Genomic DNA, 16,247 nt, shown 5'->3' with positions numbered 1-16,247 from the left:
TTCGAGATGGAACTGACGACTGTGTGGTTCGTCGCGATCGCGACACTGTGGACCGGGTACTTCGTGCTCGAGGGCTTCGACTTCGGCGTCGGGATGCTGTACCGTGTGCTCGGCCGGAACGAGCCCGAGCGCCGGGCCGCGATCAGCACCATCGGGCCGGTCTGGGACGGCAACGAGGTGTGGCTGATCATGGCCGGCGCGGCCACCTTCGCGGCCTTCCCGGAGTGGTACGCGACGCTGTTCAGCGGGTTCTACCTGCCGTTGTTCGCGATTCTGGTCGGGCTGATCCTGCGCGGTGTCGCCCTGGAGTACCGCGGCAAGCGCGACGAGCCGGTCTGGCGGTCGCGGATGGACGCGATGATCGTCGTCGGCTCGCTGCTGCCGGCCCTGCTCTGGGGTGTTGCCTTCGGCAACATCGTGCGCGGGGTGCCGCTGGACGCCGATCACGAGTACGTCGGGAGCTTCGGGACGCTGCTCAACCCGTTCGCCCTGCTCGGCGGGCTGACGTTCGTCGCGGTCTTCGTCACCCACGGCGCGATCTTCCTCGCGCTGCGCACCACCGGCGACCTGCGGGTCCGCGCCAATCGGCTCGCCACCCGGACCGGTGCGCTCGCCGCCGTCCTCGCGATCGGCTTCCTCGCCTGGGCGCAGGCGTTGCGCGGCGACACCGTCTCGGTGGGGATCGCGATCGCCGCCGTGGTCGCCTTCGCCGGCGGCCTGGTCGCGAACGCGCTGCGGCGCGAGGGCTGGGCCTTCGCCGGTACGACGTTCGCGATCGGGCTGGCCGTCGTGTCGCTGTTCGTCGCGCTGTTCCCGGACGTGATGCCGTCGACACTCGATCCGGGGTCGACGCTGACGGCGGTCGAGGCGGCGTCGTCGGCGTACACGTTGAAGGTGATGACGATCATCACGGCGATCTTCATGCCGCTGGTGCTGCTGTACCAGGGCTGGACGTACTGGGTGTTCCGTCAGCGGGTTGTGGTCGCGTGAAGCCGCTGGACCCGCGGCTGCTGAGGAGGGCTCGCGGCGCCCGGGTCTTCCTGGCGGCGTCAGTCGTGATCGGTGTTCTCAGCGGCGTGCTGATCATTGTCCAGGCGGTGCTGCTGGCGCATGGCATCGCGGGCGTCGTACTGCGGAGCAGCGGAGTGGTCGCAGTCGCCTGGGGCCTTGCTGCTGTCATCGCCGGACGGGCGTTGCTGGTGTGGGCGCAGGAAGTGGTCGCGCAGCGCGCTGCGGCCGCTGTGAAGTCCACGCTGCGACGGCAGGTGCTCGAGCACTCACTGAAGCTCGGACCGGTGTGGCTGAGCGGTGAACGCAGCAGTGCGCTGACAACTCTGCTGACCAAGGGCCTGGACGACCTGGACCCGTACTTCGCTCGCTACCTGCCGCAGCTCGTGCTGGCCTCCACCGTGCCGGCCGGGGTGGTCGGTTGGATGGCGACCGGAGACCTGATCGCGGCTGGGACCGTGCTGATCACATTGCCGTTGATCCCCGTCTTCATGGCGCTGATCGGCTGGGTGACTCAGGCACGCAGTCGGCAGCGTCAGCACGCCCTGGCCGTCCTGGCGCATCACTTCGCGGACGTGGTCGGCGGACTGACCACGCTGAAGTTGTTCGGTCGCGCGAAGGCTCAGGAGCAGGCCGTACGACGGGTGACCGACCGGCATCGCGCCGCGTCGATGGGCAGCCTGCGGATCGCGTTCTTGTCGTCGTTCGCCTTGGAGTTGCTCGCGAGCCTGTCAGTGGCATTGGTTGCCGTCGGCGTCGGTCTCCGGCTGGTCGACGGGAAGCTGGGCCTCGAAACGGCCCTGATGGTGCTGATCCTGGCGCCGGAGGCCTACCTGCCGTTGCGACAGGTCGGCATGCAGTTCCACGCCAGTGCGGACGGGGTGGCGGCGAGCGAAGAGGTGTTCCGCGTGCTGGAGACGCCGCTGCCGGTGCGTGGCGACCGCATCGACGTACCGGACCTGAGGGTGAGTTCGCTGCACCTGTACGACGTGACCGTGCGCTACCCGGGGCGGAACGAGCCGGTGCTGGACGGGTTCGACCTGGAGGTGCGCCCGGGCGAGGTGGTGGCGCTGACCGGCCCCAGTGGCGCCGGCAAGTCGACGGTGCTCGCGGTACTGCTCGGGTTCGTCCAGCCGGAGCATGGCGTGGTCGTCGCCGGTGGCAGTGCGGCTGACGAGTTCGACCCGGCGGAGTGGAGACGGCAGTTTGCATGGGTGCCGCAGCGCCCCGGACTGCGGCTGGGGACCGTTGCCGACAACGTACGGCTCGGCCGGCCGGAGGCGTCGGACGACGAGGTGCGCCTCGCACTCCTCACAGCGGGCGCCGCCGACCTGCCCCTCGACAAGGCAGTAGGCGAGCAGGGCCAGCAACTGTCAGGCGGCCAGCAGCGCCGAGTAGCCCTGGCCCGGGCCCTGGTCACCAACGCCCCAGTCCTCCTCCTGGACGAGCCCACAGCCGGCCTGGACAGCAGCACAGAAGCTGAAGTGATCGCCGGCCTGCGCGCCAGCGGCCGAACAGTCCTCATGGTCGCTCACCGTCCCGCGTTGATCGCGTCGGCCGACCGCACAGTCGACCTAGCCGCCCGAGAGTTGGTGAACGCGTGAAGCGTCTAACCGCCCTTGATCCCCTCACCCGCCCGCAGAGCTCCGTTTGGTGGCGGCTGGCGTTGGCGTTGGTGCTTGGTGTCGCGGCGGCCGGGTCGGCTGTTGCTCTGCTCGCTACCTCGGCTTGGTTGATCACGGCAGCGTCGGCGCAGCCTCCGGTGTTGCTGCTGATGGTGCCGATCGTGGCGGTCCGTGCCTTCGGTGTCGGGCGCGGGGTGTTCCGGTACGTCGAGCGCCTCGTCGGCCACGACGCGGCGTACCGCGTGCTGGGGGAGACCCGCGCACGGATCACCGGACGGCTGGAGAAGCTTGCACCGCTCACCTCACAGCGAAAGGGCGACCTTCTCGCTCGGCTGGTGCTCGACGTGGACGCAGTCCTCGACCTCTGGCTGCGAGTCCTCCTTCCCGCCACGGTCGCCGCCGTGACAGCAGCTGCCACAGTGGCGCTCCTCGCGATCCTCCTTCCAGCAGCCGGTGCAGCGGTCGCGGTGGCAGTCCTGATCGCGTGCACCGTTGTACCGTGGCTGACTGCCCGCACCGCGGAGCGGGCCGAGCGCAATCTGGCAGGTGCCCGTGGTGATGTCGCAGCCACCACGACCGAGGCTCTGCTCACGGCAGCCGACGTGGTCGCCTACAACGCGATCGACGCGGTGCTGGACGACTTCAGCCGCCGTGACGCGCGTCTGGCCGCGGCCGAACGCCGGTCGGCCTGGAGCGCCGGCCTCGGCAGCGCGCTCCTCATCCTGTGCGTCGGCGGAGCAAGCATCGCCGCCCTGGTCCTTGGGAGTACGGCGAACATCACCGGCGCCGTCTTCGCCGTACTGGTCCTCACCCCGCTCGCCCTGGCCGACGTACTGGGCGGACTCCCTGCGGCAGCCCAGCTGGCCATCCGCGTCCGGGCGTCCCTCGACAGAGTCCAGGAACTGGTCGACACGCCCACACCGGTGTCCGAGCCTGTCGAGCCGCTGCCGCTCCCGGCCGGACGCGACCTCCAGGTGCGGCTGCTCCGAGCCGGGTACGACGACAGCGACGTGCTCGACGGACTGAATCTCGACCTGCCCGCTGGGAGCCGTGTTGTGATCACCGGGCCGAGCGGCTCCGGCAAGAGCACGCTGGCGTCGGTGCTGCTGCGGTTCCTCGAGCCGCGCGGGGGAGAGGTGCTGCTGGACGGTGTCGACGTGGCCAGGCTTCAAGGCGATCAGGTGCGCTCAGTCGTCGGGCTGCTCACCCAGGAGAGTCACGTGTTCGACACGAGCATCAGGGAGAACCTGCTGCTCGCGAAGCCGGGGGCCAGCGATCTCCGGCTGTGGGAGGCGCTCTACCGGGCACGGCTCGGGCTGCTCGTCGAGAGTCTCCCGGACGGCTTGGACACCATGGTCGGGGAGCACGGCGCGCGGCTGTCGGGCGGTGAGCGCCAGCGGCTCGCATTCGCTCGGCTGCTGCTCGCGGACCGCGACGTACTCGTCCTGGACGAGCCTACGGAGCACCTGGACGAGGAGACCGGCCGTGCGTTGTTGGCTGACCTGTTCGGGGCCGCGGGCGACCGGACTGTGGTCCTGCTCACGCACCGGCCGGAGCTGGTGCCTCCTCACGTAACGCGACAACAGGTTTGCCTGACGTGACAAATGCGGGCGGCGGGCCGGGTGTCTGTCAAGATGGGGAATCGTGTTGACCCCACTGCTCGTCTCGCTGCTCCTCCCGCTGCTGACCGACCAGGCTCTGATCACGATCGTCGTCGCGATCGCTGTCGTGCTGGTCGTCGGCACCACCGGTCTGGTCGTCGCACGGCGGCGCCGCGCCGAGCTGCCGCCGGCTGCCCCGAAGCCCGCGGTCGAGGCTCCCGAGCCGAAGGTCGGTGAGGACGCGGAGGAACCGCGGGACACCCCGACCCGCACGCTGGAGGACGCCGAGCTCCCGGAGGCCGAGGCCGCCACGGCGACGATCGAGAAGCCGGAGTCCGCGCAGGGCCGCCTGGTGCGGCTGCGGGCCCGTCTGGCCCGCTCGCAGGGCTCGCTCGGTAAGGGCCTGCTCGCGCTGCTGTCGCGCGACAAGCTGGACGAGGAGGCGTGGGAGGACATCGAGACCACGCTGATCACCGCCGACGTCGGTGTGGCGCCCACGCAGGAGCTGGTCGACAAGCTGCGCACCCGGATGCGTGTCGAGGGCGTCGGCGCCGCCGAGGCCCGCGAGATCCTCCGCGAGGAGCTCATCGACCTGGTCAACCCGTCGCTGGACAGGTCGCTGAACGTGACCCGCAAGGAGGCGCAGCCGGCTGTCGTACTGGTCGTCGGCGTGAACGGGACCGGCAAGACCACCACGGTCGGCAAGCTGGCCCGGGTGCTGGTCGCGGAGGACAAGCACGTCGTCCTGGGCGCCGCGGACACGTTCCGTGCCGCCGCGGCCGACCAGCTGCAGACCTGGGGTGAGCGCGTCGGCGTCCGGACCGTGCGCGGGCCGGAGGGCGGCGACCCGGCCAGCATCGCGTTCGACTCGGTCAAGCAGGGCATCGAGGAGGAGGCGGACGTCGTCCTGGTCGACACCGCCGGCCGCCTGCACACCAAGACCGGCCTGATGGACGAGCTCGGCAAGGTGAAGCGGGTGATCGAGAAGACTGCCGAGGTGGACGAGGTCCTGCTGGTCATCGACGCCACCACCGGCCAGAACGGCCTCACCCAGGCGCGGGTGTTCGCCGAGGTCATCGACGTCACCGGCCTGGTGCTGACCAAGCTGGACGGAACGGCGAAGGGCGGCATCGTGATCGCCGTGCAGCGCGAACTCGGCGTCCCGGTGAAGCTGGTCGGCCTGGGGGAAGGAGCCGACGACATGGCACCCTTCGACGCGGAGCAGTTCGTCGACGCCCTGCTGGACTGATGTAGAGAACCCGCTCGCGGCTTCGTCTCCCGGGTAAAGGCTCCACGAGGAGGAGAAGAACATGACCAAGTTCATGCTGCTGATGAACATGGACGGCGGTAACTGCGACACCCCGATGCTGGAGTGGGACAAGGCCGACATGGACGCCCACATGAAGTACCTGGGCGACCATGTGGAGCGGCTGCGGCAGAGCGGTGAGCTGGTCGAGGTGAACGCCCTGAGCTGGCCCAAGCACGCCAAGGTGGTTCGCTCGACCGGTGTCAGCGCTCCGGTGCTGACCGACGGCCCGTACGCCGAGTCCAAGGAGATCCTGGCCGGGTACACGATGGTCGACGTCGAGTCGGAGGAGCGCGCGCTGGAGATCGCGGCCGAGCAGTCCGCCGCGCCGGGGCCCGGCGGCGTACCGCTGGAGCAGCCGATCGAGGTACGCCGCCTCATGGAGTCGGATGGCGATCTCCACGACTTCTGACCACGCTGACGGCCCGGGCCACGAGCTGGAGGACCTGCTGCGCGAGCTGACGCCGCAGGTCCTCGGCGTGGTCGTGCGTTGGTCCGGTGACTTCGCAGCGGCCGAGGACGCCGTGCAGGAGGCACTGCTCGCCGCGGCGACCACCTGGCCGCGCGACGGCCGGCCGGACAGCCCGAAGAGCTGGCTGATCCAGACGGCGTCGCGGCGGCTGATCGACGAGGTCCGCCAGCAACAGGCGCGCCGGCGCCGTGAGGAGCGGGCGGCCCTGCGCGAAGTGCCGCTAGGAGAGGTCGAGGAACACGACGACACGCTGCGGCTGCTGTTCCTGTGCTGCCACCCCGCCCTCACACCTGCTTCGGCGATCGCGCTGACGCTGCGGGCGGTGGGCGGTCTCACCACCGCCGAGATCGCCACCGCGTACCTCGTGCCCGAAGCGACGATGGCCCAGCGGATCAGCCGGGCGAAGTCGAAGCTGAAGGGCACCAGCTTCGAGCTGGACGCCGACCCGGACCGGCTGCGCAACGTGCTGCACGTGCTGTACCTGATCTTCAACGAGGGGTACACCAGCACGAGCGGACCCGAGCTGCACCGCAGCGATCTGTCCAGCGAGGCGATCCGTCTGACGCGCGCCGTACGGGTTCAGCTGCCGGACGACGGTCAGGTCACCGGACTGCTCGCGCTGATGCTGCTGACCGACGCACGGCGTACCGCACGCACCGGCAAGACCGGAGAGCTCATCCCGCTGGCAGAGCAGGACAGGTCGCTGTGGGACCGCGACCAGATCACCGAGGGCGTCGCGCTCGCGGTCGAGGCGTTCGAGACGCCGCCGCTCGGCGAGTACCAGCTCCAGGCCGCGATCGCCGCACTCCACGACGAGGTGGACCGCGCCGAGGACACCGACTGGCCGCAGATCCTCGCGCTCTACGGCCTGCTGGAAGACCTGTCCGGCAACCCGATGGTGAAGCTCAACCGGGCGATCGCGGCCGCCATGGTGGACGGCCCCGACGCCGGCCTGAAGCTGCTCGAACCACTCGACGACGAGCTGGCCGGCCACTACCGCCTCGACGCCACCCGCGGTCATCTCTACGAGATGCGCGGCGACAACGAGGCCGCCGCCGAACACTTCCGGGCGGCGGCCCGCGGTACGACGAGTCTGCCGGAGCGCGACTACCTGATGACCAAGGCCGCGTCGCTCAGCTGATCAGCTGTACTGCCCGAAGACGGTCAGGTCGTCGTCCGTTGCCAGCAGCAACCGCAGCAGGACGCGCGCCTTGTACGGGTCCAGGAAGCCGCCGTCGATCAGCCCGCGCTGCAACAGGTCTGTCTCCGAGCCGGGGGAGTTGTACGTGTTGCGGACGATCGAGCCGGCGCCGGTGCGCGACGTGAGGACGACCGGGATCCGCGATGCCAGCTCACCGAGCACCGGTGCGAGCTTGGCGGGCACGTGCCCGACGCCGTACCCCGCAACGACCAGACCCTGGTGTGTGTCGGCCAGGCCCTCCAGCAGTACGCCGTCGTCGTCCAGGGTGACCGTGTAGAGCGCAACACGGGTGTTGTCGAGCTCAGCAGGCTCAGCACTGCCCTGCACGCCGTCCAGCCGCAGCGGACGCGTCAGGACGCGGACCTGGTCCTCGACCACGTGGCCGATCGGGCCGGTGTTGGGCGACACGAAGGTCGCCGTACTGGTGCTGTGGGTCTTGCGCACCCAGCGGGCCGCGTGGATCTCTTCCTTGAAGACGACCAGTGCGCCCAGGTCGCGGGCCGCGGGGGAGCAGGCGACGCGGAGTGCGGCCAGCAGGTTCGCCGGCCCGTCCGGGCCGGCCAGTGTCGGGTTGCGCATCGCCCCGGTGAACACGAGCGGCTGCGGGTGCGGCCACACCAGGTCGGCGAGGAAGGCACTCTCCTCGAGCGTGTCGGTGCCCTGGGTGACGACGACGCCGACGGCTCCGGCAGCGACGGCCTTGGAGGCGGCGTCGACGACTTCGAGGATCTTGGCCGCGGTCAGGTTCGCGCTCGGGACCTTCTCGATGTCCTGGATCTCGACCGGATGGCCCAGGTCGGGCAGCCCGGGCATGGCGGCGGTGAGGTCGTCACCGGTCAGCCGATGGGCGCCTGCCATCGAGATGGTCCCGCCCAACGTGAACAACGCGACGCTCACTGCTTGTCTCCTATCGGGTCCGCGCTCTGACGTGCATCCGCTCCCCTTGCGGGCCGTATAGACATAGCAGTTCTGCCGGTCCAGGGCCCGGGTTGGCGAACCAGTGCGGCACCCGGCAGTCGAACTCGACCGCTTCGCCCTCCTTGACGACGAAGTCCTGGTCGCCGAGTTTCAGCCGGATCCGTCCCGACAGCACGTAGAACCAGTCGTAGCCCTCATGCGTCTTCTGCTCCACGTCATGGCCCGGGTAGCCCTCCGGCAGGATCTGCTTGAACGCCTGCAGCCCGCCCGGCCGCCGGCTCAGCGGGATGTGCACGGTGCCGTGCCGCTTGATCGGCTTCGGGTAGATCCGCGGGTCACCGGTCGGCGGCGCGTCCACCAGCTCGTCCAGCTGCACCTGGTGCGCCCGAGCCAGCGGCAGCAGCAGCTCCAGCGTCGGCCGGCGCTGCCCGGACTCCAGCCGGGACAGGGTGCTGACCGAGATCCCGGTGGTCTCGGAGAGCTGGGCGAGGGTCGTGCCGCGCTCGCCGCGGAGCGCCCGCAGCCGCGGCCCGACCGACTCGAGAACGTCCTCGTCGTTTGCCATACCGGCAACAGTACTTGTCGAAAATGAAAATCACCACGCACCCTGGGAGCAGACCTGGAGACAACGGAGGAGTCCCGAGATGACGAAGTACGACGTGATCGTGATCGGCGGCGGTGCGGCCGGGCTGAGCGGAGCGCAGGCGCTGGTCCGGTCCCGCCGGTCGGTGCTGGTGATCGACGACGGTTCGCCGCGGAACGCGCCCGCCGACGGCGTGCACAACTTCCTGACCCGTGACGGCGTACCGCCGCGCGAGATCTACGCGATCGGCCGCGAGGAGGTGGAGGGGTACGGCGGTGAGTTCGTCGACGGCACCGTGACAACGGCCCGGCGCGACGAGCAAGGGTTCACAGTGGAGCTGGCGGACGGTACGGCGTACCGGAGCAGGCGGCTGCTGGTGACGACGGGCCTGACCGACGTGCTCCCCGACGTACCCGGGCTGGCTGAGCGGTGGGGCAAGGACGTGGTGCACTGCCCGTACTGCCACGGGTGGGAAGTGCGCGACCAGGCGATCGGTGTGCTGGCGACCAGCCCCATGGCGCTGCATCAGGTGCAGCTGTTCCGGCAGCTGAGCGATGACGTCACGCTGTTCCTGCACACTGCGCCCGAGCCGACCGGCGAGCAGTGGGAGGAGCTGGCTGCCCGCGGAATCTCCGTGGTGCAGGGGAAGGTCGAGCAGCTCGAGGTGACTGACGACCGGATCACCGGCGTGCGGCTGGAGGGCGGCAAGGTCGTTCCGCGGCAGGTGCTGGCGATTCAGACCACCGTGCGGGCCCGTGCGGGCTTCCTGGCCGACCTGGGGCTGGAGCCCACCTTGGTGGAGTCGAACGGCGTCGAGGTCGGCACCGCGGTCCAGGTCGACGGCATGGGCGCCACGCAGGTCCCTGGTGTGTTCGCGGCCGGCAACGTCGCCAATCCGATGGCGCAAGTGATGCCCTCCGCGGCGGCCGGACTGATGGCCGGAGCCGGCCTCAACTTCGACCTGATCTCCGAAGAGACACGGTTGGCAGTAGCAGCCCGCAGTAGTTGAGGAGTTGAATGGGGCTGGGAGGGTGGATGCGCGACACGGTCGACCCGGACTTCGCCTCGTTCGTCGATGCGCGGCAAGGCAGCTGGCTCCGCACGGCGTACCTCGTGTACGGCGACCTGCACCGGGCTGAGGAGCTGCTGCTGCACGCCTTCACGCAGCTGTCCGTGCGCTGGGCGAGGGTCGACGACCCGGATGCGTTCGTCCAGCGCCTGCTCTACCAGCCGGCTCTGCGTCCGTGGAACCGTGCGAAACCGTTCCCGGACGACGAGGACCCGATCAGGGCCGCCCTGGCCGAGCTGACGCCCGCGCAACGCACCGTGCTCGTGCTGCTGCACTTCGAGGAGCTCACCGAGTTCGAGGTGTCCGATGTGCTCGGGATGTCCCAGACCGCCGTGCACGCGAACGGCATGAGCGCCTTCGGCCGGTTCCGTACGGCGCTCGGCGCGGGCGACTGGCGTGATGCCCGATGAGACGCGAGGACGTCCGGCCGCTGCTCCTCCAGACGACCGATCGGCTCTCGGAGCCCGACCTCGCCGACGCCGCCTGGGCGGCCGGTCTGGTGGTCAACCGGCGCCGGCGGCGGTTGACGGCGCTCAGCGTGATCGCTGTCATCGCACTGGCCGTCGTCGCCTCGATCCTGATCGGGGCCGGGACCCGCGGCAGGGCCGACATCACGCCGCCGCCGACGCCGCCCGGTTACATCGAGGCGTCGGGGAAGATCAGCGGGATCGACTTCTGGGTGGCGCCGCCGCCCGGCAGCGAGCGCTTCCTCGACCGGCTGGAGACGCCGCTCGGTGATCGGCTGGACCTGCCCCACAAGGTCCGCCCGTTGGCGAAACACACCCTGCACAACATCGCGGCGGTCGTCCTGGTGAAGCACGGCGACCGCTATGCGCCGCTCATGCTCGACGCGAACGGGTCCTGGGTCCAGGCGGACGTCGGTCTCGCGCCGGTCGACAACGGCCCGCCGCTGAGCCCGGGCGCGATCTCTCCGGACGGCCACGTCGCCGCCTTCCCGCAGCCGGGCGCGCTGGTCACGGTGGACGCTACGACGGCGCAGATCGCCCGGTTCCCGCTGCCCGGTGGCGACTATCTCAGCGTGTCCTGGGTCGCCGACGGGCGGTGGGCCCTGGTCGGCGGGCGCGATGCGACGTACCAGGTGCTCGTCGGAGAAGGCGGCTACGGGGAAGACCCGGTGTTCCGGGTCGCGGCGACCAGGGACCCGAACGAGGCCACTTCGCCGTTCCGCATCCAGACCGGGGCCGTGATGCGCTACATGTTCAACGGCCAGTGGATGGAGGACAACCCGCTCACGCTGCCGGTCCGGTCCTGGCAGGGCCAGACGTTCTCGTCGATCACCGGCGCGGCCCGGGTCTTCGTCTCGGAGACGCTGCCACAGGTTCCGACCCGTGTGTCGCAGCCGCAGGTGGTGGCGGCGATCTCCACGCTCAGCACGATGCCCAGCCGGCTGCTGGTGCTCGGTGAACCACAAGACAGTCCCCCGACCCAGGAGGGGGCGGGGGACCGTCCGTTCGTGCGTGAGGTCGGTTGCTGCGCCGTACTCGGCTGGTACGACGACAACAACGTCCTGTTCCGGGTCCGTGGCTGGGTCTTGGCCTGGAACCTCGACAGTGGCCGGGTCCGACGCGTCACCGAGTTGGGCGTGGACCAGGTTGCTCTCGGGCCTGGACTACGGCCCTGAGGTCGGCATCTCGAGTACTGCGCGCAGGGTGATGTCGGCCAGGCGGTCGGCATCCTCCGGCGGCGGCATCGGCTGTCCGGTCAGGGCGCGAATCACGAACACCCCGGCCATCCATTCCACCATCAGCACCGGGTCGGCGGTGCTCTTGATCGGTTCACCGCGCTTCCTGGCGCGTTCCAGTGCTTGTCTGGTGAGTTCGATCCGACGTTCCAGCACTCCGCGGTAGATCGCCGCGGACCGCTCGTCACGGGTCGCTTCCGAAACGGCCAGGCGGATCATTGCCCGGCCGTAGTCGCTGTTCGCGAACGCCAGCGCGACCCGGTAGACCTGGCGCAGGTCTCCCGCGATCGAACCGGTGTCCGGATCCGGGATCTCCAGATCGAACAGTTCGGCCATGGCGTCGTTGGCGAGCAGCTCCTTGCTGGCCCACCGGCGGTAGATCGTCGCTTTGCCCACTCCCGCGGCCTCGGCGACGTCGTCCACCGTCATCCCGTCGAATCCCCGCTCCAGCAGCAGTTGCACGGCGTACCGGCGGATTCTCGGCTCCGCTTCCGGGTCCCGTGGCCTGCCGCGTCGCGGTCTCACCCCGTAGTTCGGCTCCATTTCGTCGTCCCCAGCTCGGACGGGGGCAGTGGCGCGGCTGCACCCCGTGTGGTCCAGGCCAGAGTGCCACACTCCGGCCCGTCGTGGCTTATGTCACCTCGATGTCACCTGGGAGCCCGCTTTGTCACATGCCTGAAACAAACCGACCGATCGGCTGAAACGGCGCGCCGACACCGTTTGCGGTGTGGCCGAGCGGCGGGCTCCCCGGCGTTGTGGAGACCTCCCGACTGAGGACGCCGGCCACCCCCAGTTCGATGGAAGGGATGACGTTGATGGAGATCAACGCCGGCGATACCGCCTGGGTTCTGGCCAGTGCCGCCCTGGTGATGCTGATGACCCCGGGCCTGGCTTTCTTCTACGGCGGCATGGTGCGCGTGAAGAGCGTGCTGAACATGATGATGATGAGTTTCGTCACCATCGCCGTCGTCACCATCCTCTGGGTGGTGGTCGGCTACTCGCTGACGTTCGCGGGTGACACCGGGCACGTGATCGGGAACTTCTCCGAGGTCGGGCTGAAGGGCCTGCTCGCACCGGAGGCGGTGAGCGGGACGACGCCCACGCTCGCATTCGTCGCCTTCCAGTTGATGTTCGCGATCATCACCCCCGCGCTGATCTCGGGCGCGATCGCCGACCGGGCCACGTTCCGCGGCTGGATCGTGTTCGTCGTCGGCTGGACGACGCTGGTGTACTTCCCGGTCGCGCACTCGGTCTGGTTCCTGGACGACGGCAACGGCGGCTGGATCGGCGACAAGCTCAAGGCGATCGACTTCGCCGGCGGTACGGCGGTGCACGTGAACGCCGGTGCCGCCGCGCTCGCGCTGGCGATCGTGCTCGGCAAGCGGATCGGCTGGAAGAAGGACCCGATGCGTCCGCACAGCCTGCCGCTGGTGCTGCTCGGCGCCGGTCTGCTGTGGTTCGGCTGGTTCGGCTTCAACGCCGGCTCCGCGCTGAGCGCCGGCACCACCGCCGCGGTCACCTTCGTGAACACCCAGGTCGCCACCGCCGCCGCGGTCATCGGCTGGCTGATCGTCGAGCGGCTGACGCACGGCAAGGCCACCACGCTGGGCCTGGCGTCCGGCGCGGTCGCCGGTCTGGTCGCGATCACCCCGTCCTGTGGCGCGGTCACGCCGGTCGGCGCGATCATCCTCGGCCTGTTCGCCGGTGCGATCTGCGCCTTCGCGGTGTCGCTGAAGTACAAGCTCGGCTTCGACGACTCGCTCGACGTGGTCGGCGTGCACCTGGTCGGCGGTCTGTTCGGCTCGCTGGCGATCGGTCTGCTCGGCTCGGCGGCGGCGCCGTCCGCGGTCAACGGCCTCTTCTACGGCGGCGGCGTCTCGCAGCTCGGCAAGCAGGCGCTGGCCAACGTGGTGGTCGGGATCTACTCCTTCGCCGTAGCCTTCATCCTCGGCAAGGTCATCGACAAGACCATCGGCTTCCGGGTCACGGAGGACGACGAGGTCACCGGCGTCGACCAGGTCGAGCACGCGGAGACGGCGTACGACTACCTCAGCGCCGCGGGTCTGCGCGGTGCGCTCTCCACCCGGCCCGCACCGGCGACGGTCCCGGCCGAGGAGAATGGCTCCACCGAGGCGTCCGAGAAGGAAGGTGTCAAGGCATGAAGCTGATCACCGCGGTGGTCAAGCCGCACAAGCTGGAGGACGTCCGGGCCGCGCTGGAGACGTTCGGCGTCACCGGCATGACGGTCACCGAGGCGAGCGGCTACGGCCGGCAGAAGGGCCACACCGAGGTCTACCGCGGCGCCGAGTACGAGGTCGACCTGGTGCCGAAGGTACGGCTCGAGGTCGTCGTCGAGGACGGCGACAGCGCCGACGTGGTGGACGTGATCGTGAAGGCCGCGCAGACCGGCAAGATCGGTGACGGCAAGGTCTGGGTCACCCCGGTGGAGACGATCGTCCGGGTCCGGACCGGCGAGCTGGACGGAGACGCGCTCTAGATGCAGGACCGGGCAGAGCAGCGGCGCGGCCGCGCCGAAGAGGCGGACGCGCTGCTGCAGCTGCTGCTCGCGAAGGCTTGCGACGCCCTCGGTGTGCCCACCGAGGGCGTCGCGCTGGTCGCGGTGGGCGGCTACGGGCGTGAGGAGCTGTCGCCGTACAGCGATCTCGACGTGATGCTCGTGCATGCCGAGGGCTATCCGCGCATCGACGAGCTGGCCGCGCAGATCTGGTATCCGCTGTGGGACTCCCGGACCAAGCTGGACCACAGCGTGCGCACGCTGGCCGAGGCTCGGGACGCCGCGGCGGCTGATGACAGGGTTGCCTTGGGGCTGCTGGACGCGCGGCATGTGGCGGGGGACTCGCACCTGACGCTGCAGCTGCGGTCGGTGCTGATGGCCGATTGGCGGCGTACTGCGAAGTCACGGCTGCCCGGTCTGGCGCAGGCGTGCCGCGACCGGGCATCCAGTGTTGGAGAGCTCGCACATCTCGCGGAGCCCGACCTGAAGGAGGCGTACGGCGGTCTGCGCGACGCGGTCGTACTGCGTGCGCTGGTGGCGTCGTGGCTGGTCGACGTACCGCATCCGGTACTGGAGCGGGCGCGACGGGACCTGCTCGAGGTCCGTGACGTCCTGCACGAGGTGGCAGGGCGCGCGACAGACCGCCTGGTTGCCGACCTGGCCGGTGAAGTGGCGGCCGGGCTCGGGTTGGCCGGGCGGGACGAGCTGCTGCGGCATGTGTACGCGACGGGCCGGACGCTGGCGCACGTGTGCGACGTGTCCTGGCGGCGCGTTGAGAGCTTGATGACCAAACCGCCACGGTCCCGGCGCAGGCAGCGCACCGGTGGGCCGCTGCTGCTCGCACTGGACGAAGGCGTGGGGCAGCACGAGGGTGAGGTCGTGCTGATGCCGGACGCGCGTCCGGAGCGGGACGCGGTGCTCGGTCTGCGTGCTGCTGCGGTCGCTGCCGACCGGGAGCTCGTGTTGTCGCCTGCTGTCTGTGCACGGCTGGCGGCGTCGGCAGCAGACTTGCCAGAGCCGTGGCCGGGGGAGGCGCGGCGCTTGCTGTGCGCCCTGCTCGGCGCGGGCCATGGGCTGCTCGAGGTTTGGGAGGCCCTGGACCAGGCCGGGTACATCTCCCGGATCCTGCCCGAGTGGGACGCGGTCCGGTTCCGGCCGCCGCAGTCGGCGATCCACCGGTTCACCGTGGACCGGCACTTGCTGGAGACCTGCGTCGAGGCCTCGGCGATGGTCCGCGACGTACGGCGCCCTGACCTGTTGCTGGTCGCCGCGCTACTGCACGACCTGGGCAAGGCGCTCGACGGCGACCACAGCGTCACCGGTGCGGGCATCGCGGCCCGCGTGGCGCGCCGGATCGGCTTCAGCGAGGCGGACTCCGACATCATCACGCTGCTGGTCCGGCAGCACCTGATGCTTGCGCAGGTCGCCACCCGGCGCGATCTGGAAGACCCGATGACCGTGGACATGGTGGTCGGGATCGTGCGCAGCACCGAGACCCTGGACCTGCTGGAGGCCCTGACGTACGCCGACGCGCGGGCCGCTGGTCCGGCCGCGTCGTCGCCCTGGCGCATGCGGCTGGTCGGTGAGCTGTGCCGGCGCGTGCGCAGTGAGCTGGCCGGCGGTGGCGAGAGCATGTGGGCCGAGACGCCGCCCGTTCCGGTGCCGGTGCTGCACCAGGTCGTCGGCGTGGGCCGGCTTGGTGTCACCGTGAGCGATCACCACGGGGACCTGCGGGTGAACGTCGCCGTACCCGACCAAGTTGGCACGCTGTCGACCGTCGCCGCCGTGCTCGCGGTGGAGCGGCTGGCTGTGCGGTCCGCGGTCATCACGTCCGTCGACGGCCTGGGCATCTCGCAGTGGACCGTCGCGGGCTCGCCTCCCGACCCTGTGCGGCTGCGTGACCGGCTGGCTGTGGCGTTGCGTGACTCTGCCGACGTCGTACGCCGGTTGGCTGCAAGGGACTCGTCGCGACCTCGTGTTGCCAGCCGGGTCGACTTGCTGCCTGAGGCCTCCGAAACCGCCACTGTGCTGCAGGTGCGGGCGCATGACCGTCCAGGGCTTCTGTACGACGTCACAGCGGCCATCGCGGCTACTGGCGCCGACATCCGCTCCGCCCACGTCAGCACGCTCGGTGCGGAGTGTGTCGACGTCTTCTACCTCACCGACCGTCACGGCGCGGCACTAGAACCCGAGGACGCGCGGACGACGGCAAAGTCGGTGCTGGATCGACTGAGCTTCTAGGCTCCC

At 70.0% G+C, this 16,247-nt stretch carries 15 protein-coding genes; 12 read left to right on the top strand and 3 right to left on the bottom strand.

Annotated elements, in window-relative coordinates; translation table 11 throughout:
* The first annotated feature begins 6 nt into the window (after nt 1-6).
* The 6 genes from cydB to AB0L64_RS28100 all read left to right on the top strand — a co-directional run bounded on the left by cydB (nt 7) and on the right by AB0L64_RS28100 (nt 7,153).
* Nucleotides 7-990 carry a cytochrome d ubiquinol oxidase subunit II gene (gene cydB / locus AB0L64_RS28125; protein WP_363714774.1) on the top strand — a complete coding sequence of 328 codons (984 nt, stop codon included), beginning with the start codon at nt 7-9 and terminating at the stop codon, nt 988-990.
* Nucleotides 987-2,612: a thiol reductant ABC exporter subunit CydD gene (gene cydD / locus AB0L64_RS28120; RefSeq protein ID WP_363714772.1), complete on the top strand. Its 1,626-nt coding sequence runs from the start codon at nt 987-989 to the stop codon at nt 2,610-2,612. Before cydB ends, cydD begins: the two co-directional genes overlap by 4 nt.
* Entirely contained in the window at nt 2,609-4,234 is a 1,626-nt protein-coding gene (gene cydC / locus AB0L64_RS28115; protein WP_363714770.1) for a thiol reductant ABC exporter subunit CydC, read from the top strand. Before cydD ends, cydC begins: the two co-directional genes overlap by 4 nt.
* 46 nt (nt 4,235-4,280) lie before the next feature.
* Nucleotides 4,281-5,483: a signal recognition particle-docking protein FtsY gene (gene ftsY, locus AB0L64_RS28110; RefSeq protein ID WP_363715533.1), complete on the top strand. Its 1,203-nt coding sequence runs from the start codon at nt 4,281-4,283 to the stop codon at nt 5,481-5,483.
* A 61-nt stretch (nt 5,484-5,544) separates the two neighbouring features.
* Complete coding sequence (locus AB0L64_RS28105) at nt 5,545-5,952, top strand: YciI family protein (RefSeq protein ID WP_359930694.1); 408 nt, start codon at nt 5,545-5,547, stop codon at nt 5,950-5,952.
* Nucleotides 5,930-7,153, top strand: coding sequence for a sigma-70 family RNA polymerase sigma factor (locus AB0L64_RS28100; protein ID WP_363714767.1), 1,224 nt, complete (start codon nt 5,930-5,932; stop codon nt 7,151-7,153). The genes AB0L64_RS28105 and AB0L64_RS28100 overlap by 23 nt, the downstream gene beginning before the upstream one ends.
* Here AB0L64_RS28100 and AB0L64_RS28095 read toward each other — a convergent pair whose 3' ends face one another.
* Nucleotides 7,154-8,110, bottom strand: coding sequence for an asparaginase (locus AB0L64_RS28095; protein ID WP_363714765.1), 957 nt, complete (start codon nt 8,108-8,110; stop codon nt 7,154-7,156).
* A 10-nt stretch (nt 8,111-8,120) separates the two neighbouring features.
* Complete coding sequence (locus tag AB0L64_RS28090) at nt 8,121-8,696, bottom strand: helix-turn-helix transcriptional regulator (RefSeq protein WP_363714763.1); 576 nt, start codon at nt 8,694-8,696, stop codon at nt 8,121-8,123.
* A gap of 79 nt (nt 8,697-8,775) precedes the next feature.
* On the opposite strand from AB0L64_RS28090, the gene AB0L64_RS28085 reads away from it, so the two are divergent.
* The 3 genes from AB0L64_RS28085 to AB0L64_RS28075 are packed head-to-tail and all read left to right on the top strand — an operon-like array spanning nt 8,776 to nt 11,425.
* Nucleotides 8,776-9,723, top strand: a complete 948-nt coding sequence (locus AB0L64_RS28085) for an NAD(P)/FAD-dependent oxidoreductase (RefSeq protein ID WP_363714761.1) — start codon at nt 8,776-8,778, stop codon at nt 9,721-9,723.
* A gap of 26 nt (nt 9,724-9,749) precedes the next feature.
* Nucleotides 9,750-10,193, top strand: coding sequence for a sigma factor-like helix-turn-helix DNA-binding protein (locus AB0L64_RS28080; RefSeq protein WP_363714759.1), 444 nt, complete (start codon nt 9,750-9,752; stop codon nt 10,191-10,193).
* On the top strand, nt 10,190-11,425 hold the full coding sequence (locus AB0L64_RS28075) for a hypothetical protein (protein WP_363714757.1): 1,236 nt from the start codon (nt 10,190-10,192) through the stop codon (nt 11,423-11,425). The genes AB0L64_RS28080 and AB0L64_RS28075 overlap by 4 nt, the downstream gene beginning before the upstream one ends.
* Here AB0L64_RS28075 and AB0L64_RS28070 read toward each other — a convergent pair.
* The gene (locus tag AB0L64_RS28070; RefSeq protein ID WP_359930713.1) at nt 11,414-11,947 is read right to left on the bottom strand and encodes a TetR/AcrR family transcriptional regulator; all 534 of its coding nucleotides are present in this window, start codon (nt 11,945-11,947) and stop codon (nt 11,414-11,416) included. The two genes, AB0L64_RS28075 and AB0L64_RS28070, sit on opposite strands and share 12 nt — an antisense overlap.
* A gap of 344 nt (nt 11,948-12,291) precedes the next feature.
* On the opposite strand from AB0L64_RS28070, the gene AB0L64_RS28065 reads away from it, so the two are divergent.
* Genes AB0L64_RS28065 through AB0L64_RS28055 form a run of 3 tightly spaced genes read left to right on the top strand, consistent with a single transcriptional unit; the run spans nt 12,292 to nt 16,241 of the window.
* The gene (locus tag AB0L64_RS28065) at nt 12,292-13,647 is read left to right on the top strand and encodes an ammonium transporter (RefSeq protein WP_363714755.1); all 1,356 of its coding nucleotides are present in this window, start codon (nt 12,292-12,294) and stop codon (nt 13,645-13,647) included.
* Nucleotides 13,644-13,982, top strand: a complete 339-nt coding sequence (locus AB0L64_RS28060; RefSeq protein WP_131346991.1) for a P-II family nitrogen regulator — start codon at nt 13,644-13,646, stop codon at nt 13,980-13,982. Before AB0L64_RS28065 ends, AB0L64_RS28060 begins: the two co-directional genes overlap by 4 nt.
* Nucleotides 13,983-16,241: a [protein-PII] uridylyltransferase gene (locus AB0L64_RS28055; protein WP_363714752.1), complete on the top strand. Its 2,259-nt coding sequence runs from the start codon at nt 13,983-13,985 to the stop codon at nt 16,239-16,241.
* Nucleotides 16,242-16,247 lie beyond the last annotated feature (6 nt).

Origin of the sequence: Kribbella sp. NPDC051936 (assembly GCF_040680955.1) — a bacterium.
Classification (GTDB): Bacteria; Actinomycetota; Actinomycetes; order Propionibacteriales; family Kribbellaceae; genus Kribbella.
This window is presented reverse-complemented; position numbering and strand designations above follow the sequence as displayed.

Coding starts and splice junctions, on each gene's coding strand:
- cydB (WP_363714774.1), top strand. CDS start 7: ATGGAACTGACGACTGTGTGGTTCGTCGCGATCGCGACACTGTGGACC.
- AB0L64_RS28105 (WP_359930694.1), top strand. CDS start 5,545: ATGACCAAGTTCATGCTGCTGATGAACATGGACGGCGGTAACTGCGAC.
- AB0L64_RS28100 (WP_363714767.1), top strand. CDS start 5,930: ATGGCGATCTCCACGACTTCTGACCACGCTGACGGCCCGGGCCACGAG.
- AB0L64_RS28090 (WP_363714763.1), bottom strand. CDS start 8,696: ATGGCAAACGACGAGGACGTTCTCGAGTCGGTCGGGCCGCGGCTGCGG.
- AB0L64_RS28085 (WP_363714761.1), top strand. CDS start 8,776: ATGACGAAGTACGACGTGATCGTGATCGGCGGCGGTGCGGCCGGGCTG.
- AB0L64_RS28080 (WP_363714759.1), top strand. CDS start 9,750: ATGCGCGACACGGTCGACCCGGACTTCGCCTCGTTCGTCGATGCGCGG.
- AB0L64_RS28075 (WP_363714757.1), top strand. CDS start 10,190: ATGAGACGCGAGGACGTCCGGCCGCTGCTCCTCCAGACGACCGATCGG.
- AB0L64_RS28065 (WP_363714755.1), top strand. CDS start 12,292: ATGACGTTGATGGAGATCAACGCCGGCGATACCGCCTGGGTTCTGGCC.
- AB0L64_RS28060 (WP_131346991.1), top strand. CDS start 13,644: ATGAAGCTGATCACCGCGGTGGTCAAGCCGCACAAGCTGGAGGACGTC.
- AB0L64_RS28055 (WP_363714752.1), top strand. CDS start 13,983: ATGCAGGACCGGGCAGAGCAGCGGCGCGGCCGCGCCGAAGAGGCGGAC.